Source organism: Arthrobacter sp. TmtSoilC77 (assembly GCF_059739415.1).
Window position 1 is genome coordinate 4,050,885 of the sequence record NZ_AP046050.1, and the last position, 17,527, is coordinate 4,068,411.

Here is a 17,527-nt window from a genome sequence, read left to right on the forward strand (position 1 = left end):
CCTGATACCAGCGCGCAGTGGAGCGTACCTCCGCGGAAGTCGCCAACTATTTCGCCCCCAAGCCCTCGAAATCTCGGACTTCTTTCGTGACAACTGGAACCGCCGTCACCGTGCTCCTGTTTGCGGCCGATTCCTCCACGCCGGCCAACACCCGCTGGATCTGAAGCCCGTCGTCGAACGACGGCGACGGTGCCTCACGGTCGCGAATGGCAAGCAGGAAGTCCGGGATCTGGTGCGTGAACGTGTGCTCCCAACCGATGATGTGCCCCTGCGGCCACCACGCACCAACGTACGGTTGCTCGGGCTCATTCACCAGAATCCGCCGGAATCCCTGCTCCCGCACCGGAAGCGTGGCGTCCAGAAAGCCGAGTTCATTCAGGTTCTCCAGATCAAATGTCAGCGACCCGAGTGACCCGTAAATTTCGATCTTGAGCGAGTTCTTTTGGCCCGTGGCCACCCGGGATGCCTCCACCGACGCGCTGATGTTTCCCGTCATGCCAAGAGTGGCCCACGCGGCGTCGTCTACTGTCACTTTCTCCAAACCGCCAGGACCGGGGCGCTCGGTGACGAAAGTCCTCAACGTTCCGGTCACCTCAGTGACGGTTTGGCCCGTGAGGTGCTGGACCTGGTCGATGGCGTGGGAGCCGATATCACCCAAAGCCCCCGAGCCCGCGGTTTCTTTGCGGAGCCGCCAACTCATGGGCGCTTCGGCGTCGGAAAGCCAGTCCTGCAGGTAGGCGGCACGGATGTGCCGCACAGTTCCGAGACGTCCCTCGGCAATCAACTCGCGGGCCAATGCCAGTGCAGGCACGCGTCGATAGTTGAACCCGATCATGGACTTCACTCCGCGAGCCTGAGCCGAGGCAGCCGCGTCAGCCATCAACTCAGCCTCACCCAAAGTGTTGGCGAGCGGCTTTTCCACGAGCACGTGCTTGCCCGCCTCCAAGGCGGCGATGGCGATTTCGGCGTGCATCCAGCCCGGCGCGCAGATATCCACGATGTCGATGTCGTCCCGCGAAATCACGGAACGCCAATCCGTGGCGGATTCGGCCCAGCCGTACTTGGCGGCAGCCTCTGCAACCAAGGCGGCGTCCCGGCCGACGAGCACTTTCTGCTCGAAGGCCGGGACGTCGAAGAAGCTGGCCACATTCCGCCACGCATTCGAGTGGGCCTTCCCCATGAAGGCGTAGCCGATCGCGGCCACGCCCAGGGGGCGGCCAGCGGGAAGAAAGGAAGTGGTCATGGTCAAGCTCCTTGAAATGAATACGGAAGAGGGTGCCTAGGCTTCTTCGAACCATTTCCGCGCAGGATTGGAAACCTCGGGCGCCTCCCGGAAAACGCCCGGCTGAGCCACCCAGCCAACCCCGTTCGCGATGACCTTCTGGATCTGCGGCTGGTGATACACCGGGTATTCCTGGTCGCCGGGGCTGAAGTAGAAGATCCGGCCCTTTCCACGCGAGAACGTCACGCCTGAGCGGAATACCTCTCCCCCGGTAAACGAGCTGATGAAGATCAGGTCATCGGGTTCCGGAATGTCGAACAGTTCGCCGTACATTTCCTGCTGAGGAATGACGATCGGGCTTTCGATGCCGGCCGCGATCGGGTGCGACGGCTTCACGGTCCACACCAGCTCCCGTTCACCTTCGTTGCGCCACTTGAGCGAGCACGTCGTCCCCAGCAATCGAGTGAAAATCTTGGCGAAGTGCCCGGAGTGGAGAACCACCAGGCCCATGCCGCCGAGGACGTGGCGTTGCACGCGCTCCACCACTTCATCAGCGACTTCCCCATGCGCGATGTGCCCCCACCACAGCAGCACGTCCGTTTGCTTCAGGACTTCCTCGGACAGCCCATGCTCGGGATCTGCCAAGGTAGCTGTGGAAATTTCAGAGTCAGGGTAGTAGGCACGAAGCCCGGCAGCGATGGCGCCATGGATGCCTTCCGGATACATCTCGGCCATCGTTGAAGGATCGTTGCGGGCCTCGTGCACGGCCTCATTCCACACAACAATCTTGAGTTTTGAATCAGACATTTCAGAGCACCACTTCACGTTGTTCGAGGGCGGATTTGTAGCAAGCATCCAGGACCAGGGCACGGCTCAGAGCAAGCGACCCGTCGTGGCTTCCCCACACCGTCTCGCCACCGCGCACGGCCGCAATGAAATCGTCGACGACGGCCTGGTGGGCTCGCCCGGGTTCGGCCACCACTTCAAAATCGGCGTTTTCGCCGTCCTTCTCGGTGAAGACGTGGACGTCCGCTACCGGGTTCTCGGAGGCGCCGACCGAGCGCAAGTCCGCTCCGCCGTCGGTCCCGTAAACAGTGAAGTCCATCAAGTCCCGCTCGTCGCGGTAGGTTGCCCATCCCGCCTCCAGGATCAAGGTGCCGCCGCCTTCCAGCCGAATGAACGCAGATGCGAAGTCTTCTACTTCAAACTTATGGCTGGAGTTCGACGCCGTATAGCGGGCGTTGCCGCCGAGGCCGCGCGGGCCAAGTTCGGAATGGGTCGACGCCGAGACGGCCAGTACTTTGGGCTCGCCAAGGAGGTGAAGCGAGTAGTCCAGGACGTGCACGCCGATGTCAGCCAGCGGCCCGCCGCCGGCGAGCTCCGGGTTGGTGAACCAGCTGCCCAGCATCGGAATGCCTTGGCGCCTAAGCCAGGATGCCTTGGCGTAGTACGGGCGACCGAGCGTTCCGGCGTCGATCACTTCCTTGAGCGCCTGGATGTCGCCACGGCGGCGGTGGTTGAACGCGACGTCAAGGACGCGGCCGGCCTTGCGGGCGGCGTCCACCATCTGTTGACCCTCGACGGCGTTGCGCGCCAACGGCTTTTCGCTCAGCACATGCAATCCGCGCTCAAGCGACGCAATGGCGATCGGCGCGTGCAGGAACGTGGGCACGGCGACGCTGACGGCGTCGAGGCCTTCAAGCTCGATCATGTCTTCCCAGCGGGCGAAGGCGTGGGGAATGCTGTACTCCTCCTTCAGCTGGGCAAGAAGTTCTTGTTCCATCCCTGCGACGGCGACAATTTCGACGCCGGGAATGTTGCTGTACGCCTTGAGGTGCTGCTGGCCGGCCCAACCGATGCCCACAACTCCCACTTTGAGGGTTGCGGACGGGGCTTGCTGCTGAATGCTCACGTTGTTCCTGTTCTTTCTGGGGTTTCTAGGTTTGGGGTTAGCCTTTGACGGCGCCGGCTGTCATGCCGGACACGATGCGCTTCTGGCATACGAGCACGAGAATGACGAGTGGGATGGTGATGATCACCGATGCGGCGCTGATGGTGCCCAGGGGTTGGTCGAACTCGCTGGTGCCGCTGAAGAATGCAATCGCCACTGGGACTGGGCGGGCCTCCGGCGAGGTGGTCAGCGTGACGGCGAGGAGGAATTCGTTCCAGACCGAGATGAAGACAAGGATCGCCGTCGTGGCCAGGCCCGGAACTGCCAGCGGCAGGATCACCTTGCGGAAGGCGACAAACGGCGTCGCGCCATCCATGTACGCGGACTCCTCGAGCTCACGTGGGATCTCCTTGAAGAACGACGTCAGCGTGTAAATGGCCAACGGCAAAGCGAACGTCAGCTTCGGGATGATGAGGCCCAGCAAGGTGTCGTACAGGCCGATCTCGCGCCAGATGGAGAACATCGGGGCCGCGATGGCAATGGCCGGGAACGTGGTCACCGAGAGGATCAGCGTCAGGATCATCGCCTTGCGGCGCATCTTCAGCCTGGCCAGCGCATACGCGGCGAAGGACGCGAAGACCAGGGCCACAGTTGTAGTCACGACGGCGATAATCACCGAATTGCGCAAGGCCAAGAGGAACTCGGGGTTCTGAAAAACCACCAGATAGTTCTCGAGGGTCGGCTGGCTCGGGAAAAGCTCGCCCTGGGACAGGCTCGCTCCCTTCTTAAGGGAGGTGTTCACCAGCCAGTAGAAAGGGATGAGCGAGAAGCCCATGACGGCCACCACGAACACCCACACCAGGGGGTGCAGTTTCGATTCTCCACGCAAGCGACGCTTCGGTGCCTTGGGGCGCGTGGCAAGTTCCGGCGTTCTGCAGTCAGCGTGCTCATTGTTCCTCCTTCGCGACGTCGCGGATGTTGCCGCCGGCGAAGCGGACGTAGATGACCGAGACCACCATGACGGTGAGGAAGGTCAGGATGGACAGCGCCGAGCCTTCGCCCACCAGCCGGTTTTCGCGCAGTTGCGTGTAGGCGAGCATGGACATGGATTCGGTGCCGTTGGCGCCGCGGGTGAGCACGAACGGGAGGTCGAAGACGCGGAGGGCGTCCATGGTGCGGAAAATCGCGGCGAGGACAATCGCCGGGCGAAGGAGCGGCAGGGTGATGTTCACGAAAGTTTGCCATTTGCTGGCGCCGTCGAGCTCCGCGGCCTCGTACGTTTCAGCGGAGATGACCTGCAGGCCGGCCAGGATGATGAGCGCCGCGAAGGGCGTGGTCTTCCAGACGTCGGCCATGACGATCACGGCCATTGCGTAGCCGTGCTCACCGAGCCACACCACATCGCCGCCGGGCAGCCCCAGCGTGGAGAGGACGTTGGTGACCAGGCCCATGTTGGGCTGGAACATCGTTTGCCAGGTGATGGCGCTAACCACGGTGATGATCGCGTACGGCAGCAGAACTACGGTGCGCAGGACGGCGCGGCCCTTGAACGCGAGGTTGAGGAGCAGCGCCATGGCCGTGCCGAGGATGAGTTCCAGGCTGACCGAGAGGCCTGCGAAGAGGAACGTCTGGCCAAACGCGGCCCACCACTCTTGGCTTGCGAGGGCGTTGATGTAGTTTTCCAGGCCGACAAAGCGGGACAGGCCGGCGGTGCGGACGCTGTACTGGTTCAGGGAGAGCCAGATCGCGTAGCCGATGGGGACCGCCGCAACCAGGGCCATGATCACCAGCGACGGGGCGGTCATGCGGAACGCGAGCTTGCGCTCGGCGCGGTCGCGGCCGCTTACGCGGCTTGGGGCGATTGTTCTGGTGGCCATGATTAGAAGCTCGCCTTTGCCGCCGTGATTTCCTCGGCCATCTTCCTCACGGCTTCCTCGGTGGAGGCGGTACCGGAGAGGACGGCGTAGACGTTCTTGTAGATCGCCTGCGAGATCTGCGGGTAAACCGGGGAGATCGGGCGCGGCTTGGCACCCTTCACGGAGGCGAGGAGTTCCGTGGCGAACGGCATCTTCTCCAGTACCGCCGCGTCAGAGTAGGCAGCTTCGTTCACGGGTGCCTGCGAGTAGTCCATGGCCACGTGCTTCTGCCAGTCCGGGGTGGTGGCGAAGTCGATGAACGCGACAGCCCCGGCCTGGTTGGTGGAGTGGGCCGAGATCGCGAGGTTCCAGCCGCCCAGCACGCCGGAGGCCTTGCCGCCTTCCCATGCCGGCAACGGCGCCACGTCAAAGCTCGACGCCAGCGGCGTTGCGTTGAGCAGCCGGTATACGTGCGGCCAGTTGCGCTGGTATCCAAAGTCGCCGGACTCGTAGGCGAGGCGGGCCGGGTCTTCGTTGTAGGTGAGGACGGCGCGGTCGGCTGAGCCGTTCTTGAGGCCGTCGCTCATGAAGTTGAGGACGTCGCGGGTTTCCTTGGAGTCGATTTTGACGTCGCCCTGGTCGTTGAGCACCTCGCCGCCTGCACTGTAGAGCATTTCGAGGAAGTTCACCGTGAGCCCCTCGTACTGCTTGCCCTGGTAGACGTACCCGTTGCCGGGAGCCTTGGCTGCTTCCGCGTAGAGCTGCTGCCAGGACTCGGGCTTGGCCACCTTGTCCTTCTGGTAGTAGATCAATCCGGCGTTGGTGAAGAACGGCGAGGCCCAGTACTTGTCCTGGTACTTGGTGGTTTCCACAGTGGAGGGGATGAGCCGGTCCTTGTTGGCTTCCACCAGCTTGGTCTGGTCCAGCAGCCAGCCCTGGGAGGCGAACTCGGAGGTCCAGATGACGTCCGTGAGGAAGAGGTCGCACTCGGTGGACTTGCCTTCGAGCCGCTGCACGATCTGCGTGCGGGCTTCGTCCGTGGTGGCGCCGATCTCGGTGTACTTGGCCGTGACCTTGCCGTTCGCCTTGGTGAACGCCTCCGCAGTGCCCTTATAGATGCCGCTCGCGTCCTTGACGCCGCAGATGTTCACGTTGCCGCTGGCATTAGCGCCCGACGCCGGGTCGGCAGCTGCCGCTTGTTCCGCACCTTGAGGTGCTGCTCCCCCGCCGCACGCGCTGAGGAGGAGGGCTGCGGCTAAGGCGGTGGCTGCGAGGGCTTTGCGGTTTCGTTTGTTCTGGAGCGGAGAAGTAGGTCGGTTCAAGTCCACGAGTGGCTCCTTTGGTGTCTGTGGGCGGTGGCGTTCAGCGCGCGTTTTGGCTGTGGTGCGTCCTGAGCCTGGCTTCATTGCCGGTGTTGCTTGTTAGCCTTTTGGAATCGATTCCAAAAGGCTATATGAAAACGGCCTTGCGGCCGTGGAATCGATTCCAAAGAAGTGTGACAGTCGCCACGCGGAGCTGTCAACCCTCGTTATTTCGTGGAGTCTCGGATGACGAGTTGATGCGGGAGGAAGGTCCTGCCCCTGCGGTGCGCGCCTTCGACAGTCATGCGTTCCAGGAGTTCGGCGAAAGCTACGAGGCCCATTTCGTAGGCTGGTTGCCTCACGGTGGTTAGCTCTGGAACGCACATTTCCGCCTGTGCCGAGTCATCAAAGCCGGCTACGGCGATGTCGTCTGGAACTCGTATTCCGGCGTCCGTGAGTTCCCGGACGCACCCTGCGGCGACTACGTCAGTGCCGCAGAAGACGGCGTCGGGGAGGTTCTTTGTTTCCAGGAGTTTCTTCGTGAGATCGCGGCCGGCGTGGAATCCGAAGTTGCCTTCGCCCAGCAGGATCTGGTCCGATTCCAAGCCCGACTCAGTGAGTGCCTGGCGGAAACCTTCCTCGCGTAGCCGGCCCGATCGGGCTCCCCTGTGGGCGATCATTGCCAGCTTCTTGGCGCCTGTGTCGATCAGATGTTTGGTGATGTCGTAGGCTGCTTGGCGGTCATCGATGGACACTCCGAATGCTGCTTCTGCGTCGACGATCTCACAGACCTGGATCACGCTTAGTTGCTCAGCGACAGTGTTGACGTCCTCGTCCGGCATCGTTGGGGAAAAGATGACCAGTCCGTCGACGGAGCCGTTCCGCAGCATGTCCACGAGCTGCTGCTCGCGATCCAGGTCCCCGTCGGTTGCAGCGATAAGGCTGACGTAACCCGAGTCGGCCGCTGCGTCGCCGACACCTCGGAAGACTTCGCTGATCACGAGGGAGTCCAGGTTCTTGGCGAGGGCAAGAACGCGCATAGTTCGGTCTCTCCGGAGGTCCCGGGCCGAGGCGAGAGGACGATAGCTGAGCTGAAGGATGGCGGCGTTGACCTTTTCCTTGGCCGACGCGCTGACAGCCGGACTCCCGTTCAGGACACGCGACACCGTCCCCACGGACACGCCCGCCGTCCTGGCGACGTCCTGAACTGTCGGCCGAGCCATTCGATTGTCCTTCCGCGAGCAGTGCGGCCTTTGCTGCCACGTCTTTGCCATGCCCACTCTAGCGAGTCTACTTACGCCCCACGCAGTGGGAATCCGCGACTCAGCGGCTCATATCAACTGACCAACTCTCCCGAAGGCCCAGCGAGATACTGTGGCGTGAAAAACCTTGGGCACCGCCACCCTCATGCACCGCAGATTCGCGGCCCAGACCGACCGCGGCCGGCACGTCGTCTCTCCGGGGCTAAAGGACCGGCAGTCGAACGAGAACCCAGGCAGCGCGTCAGGGGGCACGGCCAAGGTGTGGGCGAGCTCTCGGAAGCCCAAAAGTTGGGATGCATCTTGACCAGAATGAGACTTAACCCACGTTGACAGCAACGTAGGAACGTACGCACAATGTACATACGTAAGGGAGCAAAACTCATGGAAATCAAGACCAACAAAAATCAGCGTATCGCCGTGCGCGCAACTGAGCGGCAAGAGAATTTAATCCGGAGAGCGGCCGAGGCTACGGATCGTTCCATGACCGACTTCATCCTTGAGAGTGCAAGTACGGAGGCTGAGAGAGTGCTAGCCGATCGTCGATGGTTCATGCTGAATGATGCGCAATGGAGTGAATTCAACAGGCTGCTGGATGCACCCCTGCCACCCTCACCCAAGCTCGACAACCTAGCGCAGCGCCGCAGCCCTTTCGGCGGATCTGATAAGTGACCTCCGACTTTACCCCTCCACGGAAGCTCGAACGAAGCGACGACTGCAGCACTTTTGACTCGGGCGCTGCCGAAATAGATGAGTGGCTACGTCGTTTTGCATATGAGAACCTTCGGGCAAACAACGCCATTACATATGTGACGTGCCTGGATGGCAGGGTCGTGGGCTTTTACTCCATAGCTGTTGCTGGAGTCGCCAAGGCCCAGGTCAACCCCGAACTCACCAAGGGCGGTGCACCATCCGACATACCCTGCATTCTCCTGGCCCGGCTCGCGGTCGATAACGGTCACCAGAATCAAGGGATCGGTGTTGGGCTCCTCCAAGACGCCTTGTATCGGGCCGCAAATATCAGCGAATCGGTAGGAGCCCGCGCTGTGCTTATCCATGCCCGGGATGAGAACGCTCGTGCATTCTACGAACACCATGCAGAGTGCTTCAGGTCTCCGGTCGCAGAGTTGCAGCTCATGATACCTATGAAGTCAGTCCGAAAGTCCTTTTTAGGGAAGTGAAGTATGCAAACTCAGCATATGGCGGGTGTGACTCAGCCACTCCACAGCTGACACGCCTTTAACAAGCGGCTGGTCACTCATAAGTGACTCGGGCGTCCAAAGCCAGCCGCCTTCACTATCCCAACCAGTCGGGTCCGATGCGTTGACCAAGTCCAAGGCTCCCATAAAGTTCCTTTCGGCAATCAAGCAGCAGATAAGATTTATCTGCCCAAGCCACGGGTCGCCGCCTTGTTCATACTTCAACAGCATGCCCCGGGCCGTCACTGGATCTGTGGGTATCAAGGTAAATGCACATAGTCTGCGCAGAGCAAAACTCCCGGGATTTCGACCGGCAACCTCGGTTGCGAACTCTTGAGCACTTCTTATTTCCCCGGAACCAACGAGGTGGAGAATGTCTTCAACAACATCACCCTCTGAAACCCCAGTGAGAATGAAATCTGGCTCATCAGGCCAGAGCGTATGCTGGCGGACAAGCGCACTTGCCGCAAGAATGGCCGAAGCAGGTTTTTCATTCAACCACCGGATGTCAACGCCGCTCCTTTTGGCAGTTTCGGTGGGCTCCAAAGCAAAGCTCAACTCCCAGGACACCGATTCAGGTTCCCAGGCATGCATAAAGGGCTTGCTAAAGCGGTCCAACACCCACTGAGTAGCAGAAGCTCCCCCCGAGCAGGACATGCAATTCAACGGCACCACCACTGGAAGCGGATCGCCAATGCGCCAATCAATTATATGAGCTACAGCGGTCGATCCCAGCCAATCATCAATTACTCCGCGGAATTTTCCCGTCGAGCTCGCAACCAGCACGTCAACGAAAGTGTCAGGAGCATCTGCAGCCTGCATATCAACCGCTTGCTCAAAACACTCGAGCCAGTCTCGGGCCTGATAGGGAATGCCGTCCCGGCTGCCTTCGCGCTTAGAATATGACCAAGCAATTGCGATATGGAGTGCGATTTTCCGCCGCAGGGCGACGGCCATATGACTGCGGACAACCGCGTCCGCAGGAATTCCTCGCTCAGCCAGGCGAGCCAAAGCTGTTGTTGCCCAGATTGACCTCTGAAGACCAGACCCTACCCACGGCTCGGAAAGAATGCTGGACTCAACGCAGGCCAACAATGCAGCCGTCGAAGCCGCGGCACTTGGCCCTTCTGGCCCCAACGCCTGCGCGTCTGGTTCATTCTGCACCACGGCCCGGTAAGCGTCCAGCTCACGACGCGCCCAACCGAGGAATTCCGAGCAGTTCGCAGGACTCGCACATCTAACATGCCCATCCTCAGCACAAGCCGACGCCAAGTCATGCACGCTCCGCACGGTATCTATGCTGCCAATCATTACCCCACCCCTTCACCGACTCCAAGAGCAATCCTAGTTTGGGATCGATGGCCAGCAGCTCACATTGGCCGCCACTTTCTTCGTTCAAGCCCGAAGCGTCTCAAAACTCCCACTTCCATGGGATGGCATGGCACCGCAGGGCAACCTTCAGGTGAGAACGTCCGCTGGTATCCCAAATTCCCACCCCCTTGACTCCCACCCCCACCTTCCCTAAACTTTTCATAAAGCAGAATCTAAATTCCACAAAGCGGAAACTGAAGCCAAGCGCCAAGGCAGCAGCCAAGCAACCCGGAAGATAGATCAAAGCCCCTCCTCGGAAGGACCTACGATGACGTACACAGTGAACTGCTCCATCCTCTTGACGGAGCTGCCCTTGCTCGAGCGCCCCGCCGCCGCGAAGGCAGCCGGTTTTGACGCCGTCGAGTTCTGGTGGCCCTTCGAGACCTCCGTCCCCACCGACGCCCAAGTAACCGAGTTCGAGACCGCCATCAAGGACGCCGGCGTTCAGCTCACGGGCCTGAACTTCAACGCCGGCAACATGCCTGGCGGCGACCGCGGCCTGGTTTCCTGGCCCGCACGCTCCACCGAGTTCCAGGACAACATCGACGTCGTCGCCGGCATCGGTGAGCGCCTCGGCTGCAAGGCCTTCAACGCCCTCTACGGCAACCGCGTCGACGGCGAATCGCCTGAAAAGCAGGACGCCATTGGTGCCGAGAACCTCGCAACCGCAGCAGCCGGCGTCGCCCGTATCGGCGGAACTGTCCTCCTCGAACCGGTGAGCGGCGCACCCAAGTACCCGCTCCTCACGGCTGAAGACGCACTCAAGGTCATCGCTCGCGTCAAGGCAGAATCCGGTGCACAGAACGTCAAGCTCCTCGCCGACTTCTACCACCTGGCAGTCAACGGCGACGACGTCGAATCCGTCATCGAGAACCACGCCAAGGACTTCGGCCACATCCAGATCGCCGACAACCCCGGCCGCGGCGCACCCGGAACCGGCAACCTGCCCCTCGGCGAATGGATCGCCCGCAGCCGCGAACTCGGCTACGACGGCTACATCGGACTCGAGTACAAGGAACCGCAGGAAACGGCATTCAGCTGGGCCATCCGCCAGCGCGCCGCAGCCAACTAAGCCCCGCGCGCCCAAGTAAGTAGCAGCAGAGCGCGTTTAGAACCCTCAAAACGCGCACTAATGCGACCTAGTTGGGTAAGCACACCTGAGTTAAAAGACACACAGACTTCCCCGGAAAGAGAACCACAATGAGCAACGTTGCAGTCATCGGCCTCGGAATCATGGGCCTCCCCATGGCCATCAACCTCGTCAAGGCCGGCCACACGGTCACCGGTTTCAACCGCAGCCAGGACAAGATCGACAAACTCGTCTCCGAGGGCGGCCAGGGTGCCACCAGCATCGCGGACGCAGTCAAGGACGCCGACGTCGTCATCACCATGGTCCCGGACTCCCCCGATGTTGAGGGCGTAGTCAGCGGCAAGGACGGCGTCTTCGCCAACGCGAAGAAGGGCACCATCTGGATCGACGCATCCAGCATCCGCCCGGACGTCGCCAAGCGCCTCTCGGAAGAAGCAGTAGAAGCCGGCATCCGCCCCCTGGATGCACCAGTGAGTGGCGGCGAACAGGGCGCCATCGACGCCGTCCTGTCCATCATGGTCGGCGGCGAAGCTGCAGACTTCGAGGCAGCACAGGATGTCCTCAACGCAGTGGGCAAGACCATCGTCCACGTCGGCCCGTCCGGCTCCGGCCAGACCGTCAAGGCAGCAAACCAGCTGATCGTAGCCGTCAATATTCAGGTCCTTGGCGAAGCAATCGCCTTCCTCGAGGCTTACGGCGTAGACACCAACGCAGCACTGAAGGTCCTCGGCGGCGGCTTGGCCGGTTCCAAGGTCCTGGACCAAAAGGGTCAGAAGATGCTCGACCGCAACTTCGACCCCGGTTTCCGCCTGGCCCTTCACCACAAGGACCTTGGCATCGTCACCTCCGCAGCCCGCGAAGCCAACGTCGCTGTCCCGCTCGGCGCAGTCGTTGCCCAGCTCGTCGCCGCAACCGTCAACCAGGGCGACGGCGGCCTCGACCACTCGGGCCTCTTCAAGCAGGTTCTCCAGCTCAGCGGCCGGAAGTAACCCAGCCGCCCAAGAGGCAACACAGCAACACAGCAGGGAACCCGCCGTCGTACATAAACGACGGCGGCTCCCTCACCACACCCAAAAACACCACAGACTTCGCCCGAAAAGGGCAAAAACAAGGAGTACACCATGGCTAAGATGCGCACCGTTGACGCGGCAGTCGCCATCCTGGAAAAGGAAGGCGCCACCGAGGCTTTCGGCCTGCCAGGCGCAGCGATCAACCCCTTCTACTCAGCAATGCGTGCCCACGGCGGTATCCGCCACACGCTGGCCCGCCACGTTGAAGGCGCCAGCCACATGGCTGACGGCTACAGCCGTGCTGCTGATGGCAACATCGGTATCTGCATCGGTACGTCGGGCCCCGCCGGCACCGACATGATCACCGGACTGTACGCAGCATGGGCGGATTCCATCCCCATGCTCTGCATCACCGGCCAGGCACCCGTTGCCAAGCTGCACAAGGAAGACTTCCAGGCCGTGGACATCGAGTCCATCGCCAAGCCGGTCACCAAGATGGCCATGACCATCCTGGAACCGGGCCAGGTTCCGGGCGCATTCCAGAAGGCGTTCCAGCTGATGCGCTCGGGTCGTCCGGGCCCGGTCTTGCTGGACCTACCCATCGACGTGCAGATGGCCGAGATCGAGTTCGACATCGAGACCTACGAGCCCCTGCCCATCGAGAAGCCCAAGGCTTCCCGCAAGCAGCTGGAAAAGGCCCTGGACATGCTGACGTCGGCCAAGCACCCGCTGATCGTTGCCGGTGGCGGCATCATCAACGCCGGCGCTTCGGCCCAGTTGGTTGAGTTGGCCGAAATCCTGAACGTTCCGGTTATCCCCACGCTGATGGGCTGGGGCGCCATCCCGGACGACCACCAGCTGATGGCCGGCATGGTTGGCCTGCAGACCTCGCACCGCTACGGCAACGAGACGTTCCTGCAGAGCGACTTCGTGATCGGGATCGGCAACCGTTGGGCCAACCGCCACACCGGTGGCCTGGACACCTACACGGCCGGCCGCAAGTTCGTTCACATCGACATCGAGCCGACGCAGATCGGTCGCGTTTTCTCGCCGGACTTGGGCATCGCGTCCGACGCCGGTGCGGCGCTGGCTGGCCTGATCGAGCTGGCACGCGAGCGCCAGTCGGCTAAGACACTGCCGGACTACTCGGGTTGGGTTGCCGAGTGCCAGGAGCGCAAGGGTTCCCTGCACCGCAAGACCAACTTCGACAACGTGCCCATCAAGCCGCAGCGCGTGTACCAGGAGATGAACAAGGCCTTCGGCCGCGACACCACTTACGTGTCCACCATTGGCCTGTCGCAGATCGCCGGCGCACAGATGCTGCACGTATTCGGTGCCCGCAAGTGGATCAACGCAGGCCAGGCTGGCCCGCTGGGTTGGACCGCTCCGGCAGCACTGGGTGTTGTAAGGGGAACCCCGGATGCCACCGTTGTTGCCTTGTCCGGTGACTACGACTTCCAGTTCATGATCGAGGAACTGGCCGTGGGAGCGCAGTTCAACCTGCCGTACATCCACGTTGTGGTGAACAACAGCTACCTGGGCCTGATCCGTCAGAGCCAGCGCGGCTTCAACATGGAACAGAACGTTTCCCTGGCCTTCGAAAACATCAACTCCCCGGAGACCAACGGCTACGGGGTGGACCACATCAAAGTGGCCGAGGGCTTGGGCTGCAAGGCTATCCGCGTTGAGAACCCGAACGACATGCCTGCCGCTTTCGACAAGGCCAAGGCACTGATGGGCGAGTTCAAGGTTCCCGTGGTTGTTGAAGTGATCCTGGAAAAGATCACCAACATCTCCATGGGCGTTGAGATCAACGGCGTGAACGAGTTCGAAGAGCTGGCAGAAACCGCGGCGGACGCACCCACCGCGATCCTCGCCAAGGCTTAAAGGAAAAGGAGGCACCGGAATGCGTGTTGTCATCGCCCCGGACAAATTCAAGGGCTCACTGTCCGCGCCCGACGTCGCCAGGCATCTCGCAACAGGATTGCTGGCAGGCTTCGGCCAAACAGGCCTTGAGGCAACACGCATTCCGGTAGCCGACGGCGGCGAAGGAACCATCGACGCCGCCATCGGTTCCGGCTTCACCCGCCGGACCACCACCGTCACCGGCCCGCTCGGGGAACCGGTGAAGGCCGACTTCGCAGTGCGGGACCAGGAAGCTGTCATCGAAATGGCGGCAGCTTCCGGTCTCGCTCTCCTCCCGGACGGCCCCACGTCGCAGACGGCGAAAACCGCAACCAGCATCGGCACGGGCGAACTCATCCGCGCCGCGCTGGACCTCGGTTGCCGCAAGATCATCCTGGGTGTGGGCGGCAGCGCCAACACCGACGCCGGCGCTGGAGTCCTTCAGGGCCTCGGCGCAGTGTTCCTGGACAAGGACGGCAACGAGCTCCCCGGTGGCGGCGCGGCTCTCGCAGAAATCGACAGCATCGACTTCTCCAACTTCGACGTCCGCGTCGAGGCAACAGAGTTCGTGCTGGCGTCCGACGTCGACAATCCCCTTTTGGGGGCCAGCGGAGCCCCAGCCATCTTCGGTCCGCAAAAGGGCGCGACGCCGGACGACGTCACCGAACTGGACGCCGCAGCGAGCCACTTCGTCGACGTGCTCGCAGCAGCAACCGGCCAGCACGCCAAGTACGCAGCCAAGGCAGAAGGCGCGGGAGCAGCAGGCGGCGTTGGCTACATTGCCATAGCGGCACTGAAGGCAGAGCGGCGGCCGGGCATCGACGTCGTACTTGAATTCACTGGGCTCGAACAAAGGCTGAAGGGCGCGGACGTGGTGATCACCGGAGAGGGCAGCTTGGACGAGCAAAGCCTGCTCGGCAAGACGCCCATGGGCGTCGCGCGAGCGGCGGCCCGCCAAGGGGTTCCCGTGATCGCAGTCTGCGGCCGGAGTACCCTGAGCCGGGAACAACTCACGGATGCCGGCTTCCACACGGTCCACGCACTGACCGATCTGGAAAAAGATGTCCAAAAATGTATCGCTGAAGCAGGTCCGTTGCTTGAACAATTGGGTAAGCACATAGGCGTGTACCTGGCGGAGCGGACCGGCAACCCCGACAACAAGGAGTACCTCAATGTCTGAAGCAATTGGCGCCTATGACCTCGTTATCCGGGGCCAGCGCATCCTGACCACCGCCGGCCTCGCAGCACGCGAAGTTGGCATCCGCGACGGCATCATCGTCGCCATCGAACCCTTGGGCAACGGCCTGACGGGCAACGAGGTCATCGAACTCGCAGACGACGAAACCCTCATCCCCGGCCTCGTGGACACCCACGTCCACGTCAACGAGCCCGGCCGCACCGAGTGGGAAGGCTTCGCCTCCGCCACCCGCGCCGCAGCCGCCGGCGGTGTCACCACCATCATCGACATGCCACTGAACTCCATCCCGCCCACCACCACCGTGGACGGCCTGGAGCAGAAGCGCGTGGTCGCCAAGGACCAGGCGTTCGTGGACGTCGGATTCTGGGGCGGTGCCATCCCGGGCAACAAGAAGGACCTCCGCCCGCTGCACGACGAAGGCGTGTTCGGCTTCAAGTGCTTCCTCCTGCACTCGGGCGTGGACGAGTTCCCGCACCTGGATGCGGACGAGATGGAAGAGGACATGGCTGAGCTCAAGTCCTTCGACTCCCTCATGATCGTGCACGCCGAGGACTCTCACGCGATCGACCGCGCCCCGCACCCCGGCGGCGACCACTACGAGACCTTTCTCGCCTCCCGCCCCCGCGGCGCCGAGAACAAGGCAATCGCCGAGGTCATCGAACGCGCCCGCTGGACCGGCGCCCGCGCCCACATCCTGCACCTTTCATCCTCCGACGCCCTGCCGATGATCGCCTCAGCAAAGCGCGACGGCGTCAACCTCACCGTTGAGACGTGCCCGCACTACCTGACGCTCATGGCCGAAGAAATCCCCGACGGCGCCACGGCGTACAAGTGCTGCCCGCCCATCCGTGAAGCCTCCAACCGCGAGCTCCTTTGGAAGGGCCTGCAGGACGGCACCATCGACTGCATCGTGTCGGACCACTCCCCCTCCACGCTGGACTTGAAGGACCTGGAAAACGGCGACTTCGCAGTGGCCTGGGGCGGCGTCTCCTCGCTCCAGCTGGGCCTGTCCCTGATCTGGACCGAAGCCCGCCACCGCGGCATCCCGCTGGAGCAGGTCGTGTCCTGGATGGCCGAGAAGCCCGCTGCCTTGGCCCGCCTGCACAACAAGGGACAGCTCGCCCTGGGCTACGACGCCGACTTCTCCATCTTCGCCCCGGACGAGGCCTTCGTTGTGGACGTCACCAAGCTCAAGCACAAGAACCCGATCACGCCGTACGACGGCCGTCCCCTGGCCGGCGTCGTCCGCAAAACTTACCTGCGCGGCACCCCGATCGATGGCCAGAACCCCGGCGGCAAGCTGCTCCGCCGCGGCAACGTTTAGGGTCCACCGTCATGGCAGTCAATGCCTACGGGCCACCGCCGTTCCGTGACCCCGCAGCGCGGGCCATGGGTCGGCGGCCGGGACTCAAGACACAGCCCGGCCTGAGCGCGCGCGGCCTTGCTCTTTGGGTCAACCCGGCCGAGGGCGACGAGATTGATCCTGCAGTCTGGGAACGGGCAGCACGCCTTGTGCTGGCCCGGGCCATGAAACTTGCCCCGGAGGCGGAAGTCCGCATCTGGCCCGCCATCGGGGCAGAACACTCCGGCGTCGGCGATACTTCCTGGGGCGGCACTCCGCAGGAAGCCGCCGACGCCGGTACCCACCCTTTCGGGACGGACGCAGTGTCCCTCGCGGACGCACTGGCTGACGGAAACTCCCCGTCGAACGGACGAATCACCTCCGCACGCGAGGGTGATGGGTCCGTTGGCCGGGGTCGGATCGGAAGCGGCAGTGCCGCCGTCGAGCCCGTCATGTTGGCCGGGCGCCGTAGTCAACTTGCAATCGACCTCGCGGCTGAAGTAGTACTGCTCGACGGCGAGCCGGTTGCCTTTACTGGCATGGAATACAAGCTGTTGCGCTACCTCGTAGTGAACTGCTCCAGGGCCATCAGTCGTGAAGAATTGCAACGTTTCCTGGAGTCATTTGACCTCCCCGGCGCGGCATTTCGCTCCATTGACGTTTATGTTGGAAGGGTGAGGCGGAAGCTCGGAAGCGCCCGCCACACTGTCGCCACCGTCCGTGGTGGTGGCTACCAGTTCGTGCCAGGGCCTTATGCCACAGTGCGCGGACCTGCGGAATACAGCATCTGATTTCGCTGTTGTAAAAGATCAATGCACCGCAATTTTCGAATGACCGCTGTTGTTTTAAATGCATGCCGGCTGCAAGCCGGTGAAACGTAAAG

At 62.3% G+C, this 17,527-nt stretch carries 15 protein-coding genes and 1 pseudogene; 8 read left to right on the plus strand and 8 right to left on the minus strand.

The annotated features are described in order from the left end of the window. Window positions 1-46: 46 nt before the first annotated feature. From AC6I99_RS18650 to AC6I99_RS18680, 7 genes are all read right to left on the minus strand, one after another. A complete protein-coding gene (locus tag AC6I99_RS18650; RefSeq protein ID WP_497944366.1) occupies window positions 47-1,243 on the minus strand; it encodes a Gfo/Idh/MocA family protein in 1,197 nt (398 codons plus the stop codon). Between the two features lie 36 nt (window positions 1,244-1,279). Continuing rightward, window positions 1,280-2,029 carry a ThuA domain-containing protein gene (locus AC6I99_RS18655; protein WP_497944365.1) on the minus strand — a complete coding sequence of 250 codons (750 nt, stop codon included), beginning with the start codon at window positions 2,027-2,029 and terminating at the stop codon, window positions 1,280-1,282. Between the two features lies 1 nt (window position 2,030). Beyond that, complete coding sequence (locus AC6I99_RS18660; protein ID WP_497944364.1) at window positions 2,031-3,134, minus strand: Gfo/Idh/MocA family protein; 1,104 nt, start codon at window positions 3,132-3,134, stop codon at window positions 2,031-2,033. Window positions 3,135-3,171: 37 nt separating this feature from the next. Beyond that, a complete protein-coding gene (locus AC6I99_RS18665; RefSeq protein WP_497961501.1) occupies window positions 3,172-4,002 on the minus strand; it encodes a carbohydrate ABC transporter permease in 831 nt (276 codons plus the stop codon). Window positions 4,003-4,060: 58 nt separating this feature from the next. Then, window positions 4,061-4,990, minus strand: a complete 930-nt coding sequence (locus AC6I99_RS18670) for a carbohydrate ABC transporter permease (protein WP_497944362.1) — start codon at window positions 4,988-4,990, stop codon at window positions 4,061-4,063. 2 nt (window positions 4,991-4,992) lie between these two features. After that, a complete protein-coding gene (locus tag AC6I99_RS18675) occupies window positions 4,993-6,297 on the minus strand; it encodes an ABC transporter substrate-binding protein (protein ID WP_497944361.1) in 1,305 nt (434 codons plus the stop codon). A 200-nt stretch (window positions 6,298-6,497) separates the two neighbouring features. Continuing rightward, the gene (locus tag AC6I99_RS18680) at window positions 6,498-7,493 is read right to left on the minus strand and encodes a LacI family DNA-binding transcriptional regulator (RefSeq protein WP_497944360.1); all 996 of its coding nucleotides are present in this window, start codon (window positions 7,491-7,493) and stop codon (window positions 6,498-6,500) included. 420 nt (window positions 7,494-7,913) lie between these two features. Here AC6I99_RS18680 and AC6I99_RS18685 point away from each other — a divergent pair, with 420 nt between their 5' ends. Together AC6I99_RS18685 and AC6I99_RS18690 are read left to right on the plus strand one after the other, a co-directional pair. Next, complete coding sequence (locus AC6I99_RS18685; RefSeq protein WP_497944359.1) at window positions 7,914-8,201, plus strand: type II toxin-antitoxin system TacA family antitoxin; 288 nt, start codon at window positions 7,914-7,916, stop codon at window positions 8,199-8,201. A 137-nt stretch (window positions 8,202-8,338) separates the two neighbouring features. Beyond that, window positions 8,339-8,710 (plus strand): GNAT family N-acetyltransferase, encoded by a 372-nt coding sequence (locus AC6I99_RS18690; protein ID WP_497961997.1) that lies wholly within the window; start codon window positions 8,339-8,341, stop codon window positions 8,708-8,710. On the opposite strand, the gene AC6I99_RS18695 is transcribed toward AC6I99_RS18690, so the two are convergent. Next, entirely contained in the window at window positions 8,699-9,895 is a 1,197-nt protein-coding gene (locus AC6I99_RS18695) for a hypothetical protein (RefSeq protein WP_497944357.1), read from the minus strand. The genes AC6I99_RS18690 and AC6I99_RS18695 overlap by 12 nt on opposite strands. 472 nt (window positions 9,896-10,367) lie before the next feature. Here AC6I99_RS18695 and AC6I99_RS18700 point away from each other — a divergent pair, with 472 nt between their 5' ends. The 6 genes and pseudogenes from AC6I99_RS18700 to AC6I99_RS18725 all read left to right on the plus strand — a co-directional run bounded on the left by AC6I99_RS18700 (window position 10,368) and on the right by AC6I99_RS18725 (window position 17,435). Further along, window positions 10,368-11,171: a hydroxypyruvate isomerase family protein gene (locus AC6I99_RS18700; protein ID WP_497944356.1), complete on the plus strand. Its 804-nt coding sequence runs from the start codon at window positions 10,368-10,370 to the stop codon at window positions 11,169-11,171. 110 nt (window positions 11,172-11,281) lie between these two features. Beyond that, window positions 11,282-12,178, plus strand: a pseudogene (locus AC6I99_RS18705) (2-hydroxy-3-oxopropionate reductase); the annotation flags it as partial. Between the two features lie 132 nt (window positions 12,179-12,310). Next, the gene (gene gcl, locus AC6I99_RS18710; RefSeq protein ID WP_309928470.1) at window positions 12,311-14,086 is read left to right on the plus strand and encodes a glyoxylate carboligase; all 1,776 of its coding nucleotides are present in this window, start codon (window positions 12,311-12,313) and stop codon (window positions 14,084-14,086) included. Window positions 14,087-14,105: 19 nt separating this feature from the next. Further along, window positions 14,106-15,284 (plus strand): glycerate kinase, encoded by a 1,179-nt coding sequence (locus AC6I99_RS18715; protein WP_497944355.1) that lies wholly within the window; start codon window positions 14,106-14,108, stop codon window positions 15,282-15,284. Continuing rightward, entirely contained in the window at window positions 15,277-16,626 is a 1,350-nt protein-coding gene (gene allB, locus AC6I99_RS18720; RefSeq protein ID WP_224165429.1) for an allantoinase AllB, read from the plus strand. The genes AC6I99_RS18715 and allB overlap by 8 nt, the downstream gene beginning before the upstream one ends. Before the next feature lie 11 nt (window positions 16,627-16,637). Beyond that, window positions 16,638-17,435 (plus strand): winged helix-turn-helix domain-containing protein, encoded by a 798-nt coding sequence (locus AC6I99_RS18725; RefSeq protein ID WP_497944354.1) that lies wholly within the window; start codon window positions 16,638-16,640, stop codon window positions 17,433-17,435. Window positions 17,436-17,527 lie beyond the last annotated feature (92 nt).

What these genes read in the sequence shown, in the direction of transcription:
- AC6I99_RS18700 (WP_497944356.1), top strand. Translation starts at nt 10,368, where the DNA reads ATGACGTACACAGTGAACTGCTCCATCCTCTTGACGGAGCTGCCCTTG.
- AC6I99_RS18680 (WP_497944360.1), bottom strand. Translation starts at nt 7,493, where the DNA reads ATGGCTCGGCCGACAGTTCAGGACGTCGCCAGGACGGCGGGCGTGTCC.
- AC6I99_RS18725 (WP_497944354.1), top strand. Translation starts at nt 16,638, where the DNA reads ATGGCAGTCAATGCCTACGGGCCACCGCCGTTCCGTGACCCCGCAGCG.
- AC6I99_RS18650 (WP_497944366.1), bottom strand. Translation starts at nt 1,243, where the DNA reads ATGACCACTTCCTTTCTTCCCGCTGGCCGCCCCCTGGGCGTGGCCGCG.
- AC6I99_RS18715 (WP_497944355.1), top strand. Translation starts at nt 14,106, where the DNA reads ATGCGTGTTGTCATCGCCCCGGACAAATTCAAGGGCTCACTGTCCGCG.
- gcl (WP_309928470.1), top strand. Translation starts at nt 12,311, where the DNA reads ATGGCTAAGATGCGCACCGTTGACGCGGCAGTCGCCATCCTGGAAAAG.
- allB (WP_224165429.1), top strand. Translation starts at nt 15,277, where the DNA reads ATGTCTGAAGCAATTGGCGCCTATGACCTCGTTATCCGGGGCCAGCGC.
- AC6I99_RS18670 (WP_497944362.1), bottom strand. Translation starts at nt 4,990, where the DNA reads ATGGCCACCAGAACAATCGCCCCAAGCCGCGTAAGCGGCCGCGACCGC.
- AC6I99_RS18685 (WP_497944359.1), top strand. Translation starts at nt 7,914, where the DNA reads ATGGAAATCAAGACCAACAAAAATCAGCGTATCGCCGTGCGCGCAACT.
- AC6I99_RS18655 (WP_497944365.1), bottom strand. Translation starts at nt 2,029, where the DNA reads ATGTCTGATTCAAAACTCAAGATTGTTGTGTGGAATGAGGCCGTGCAC.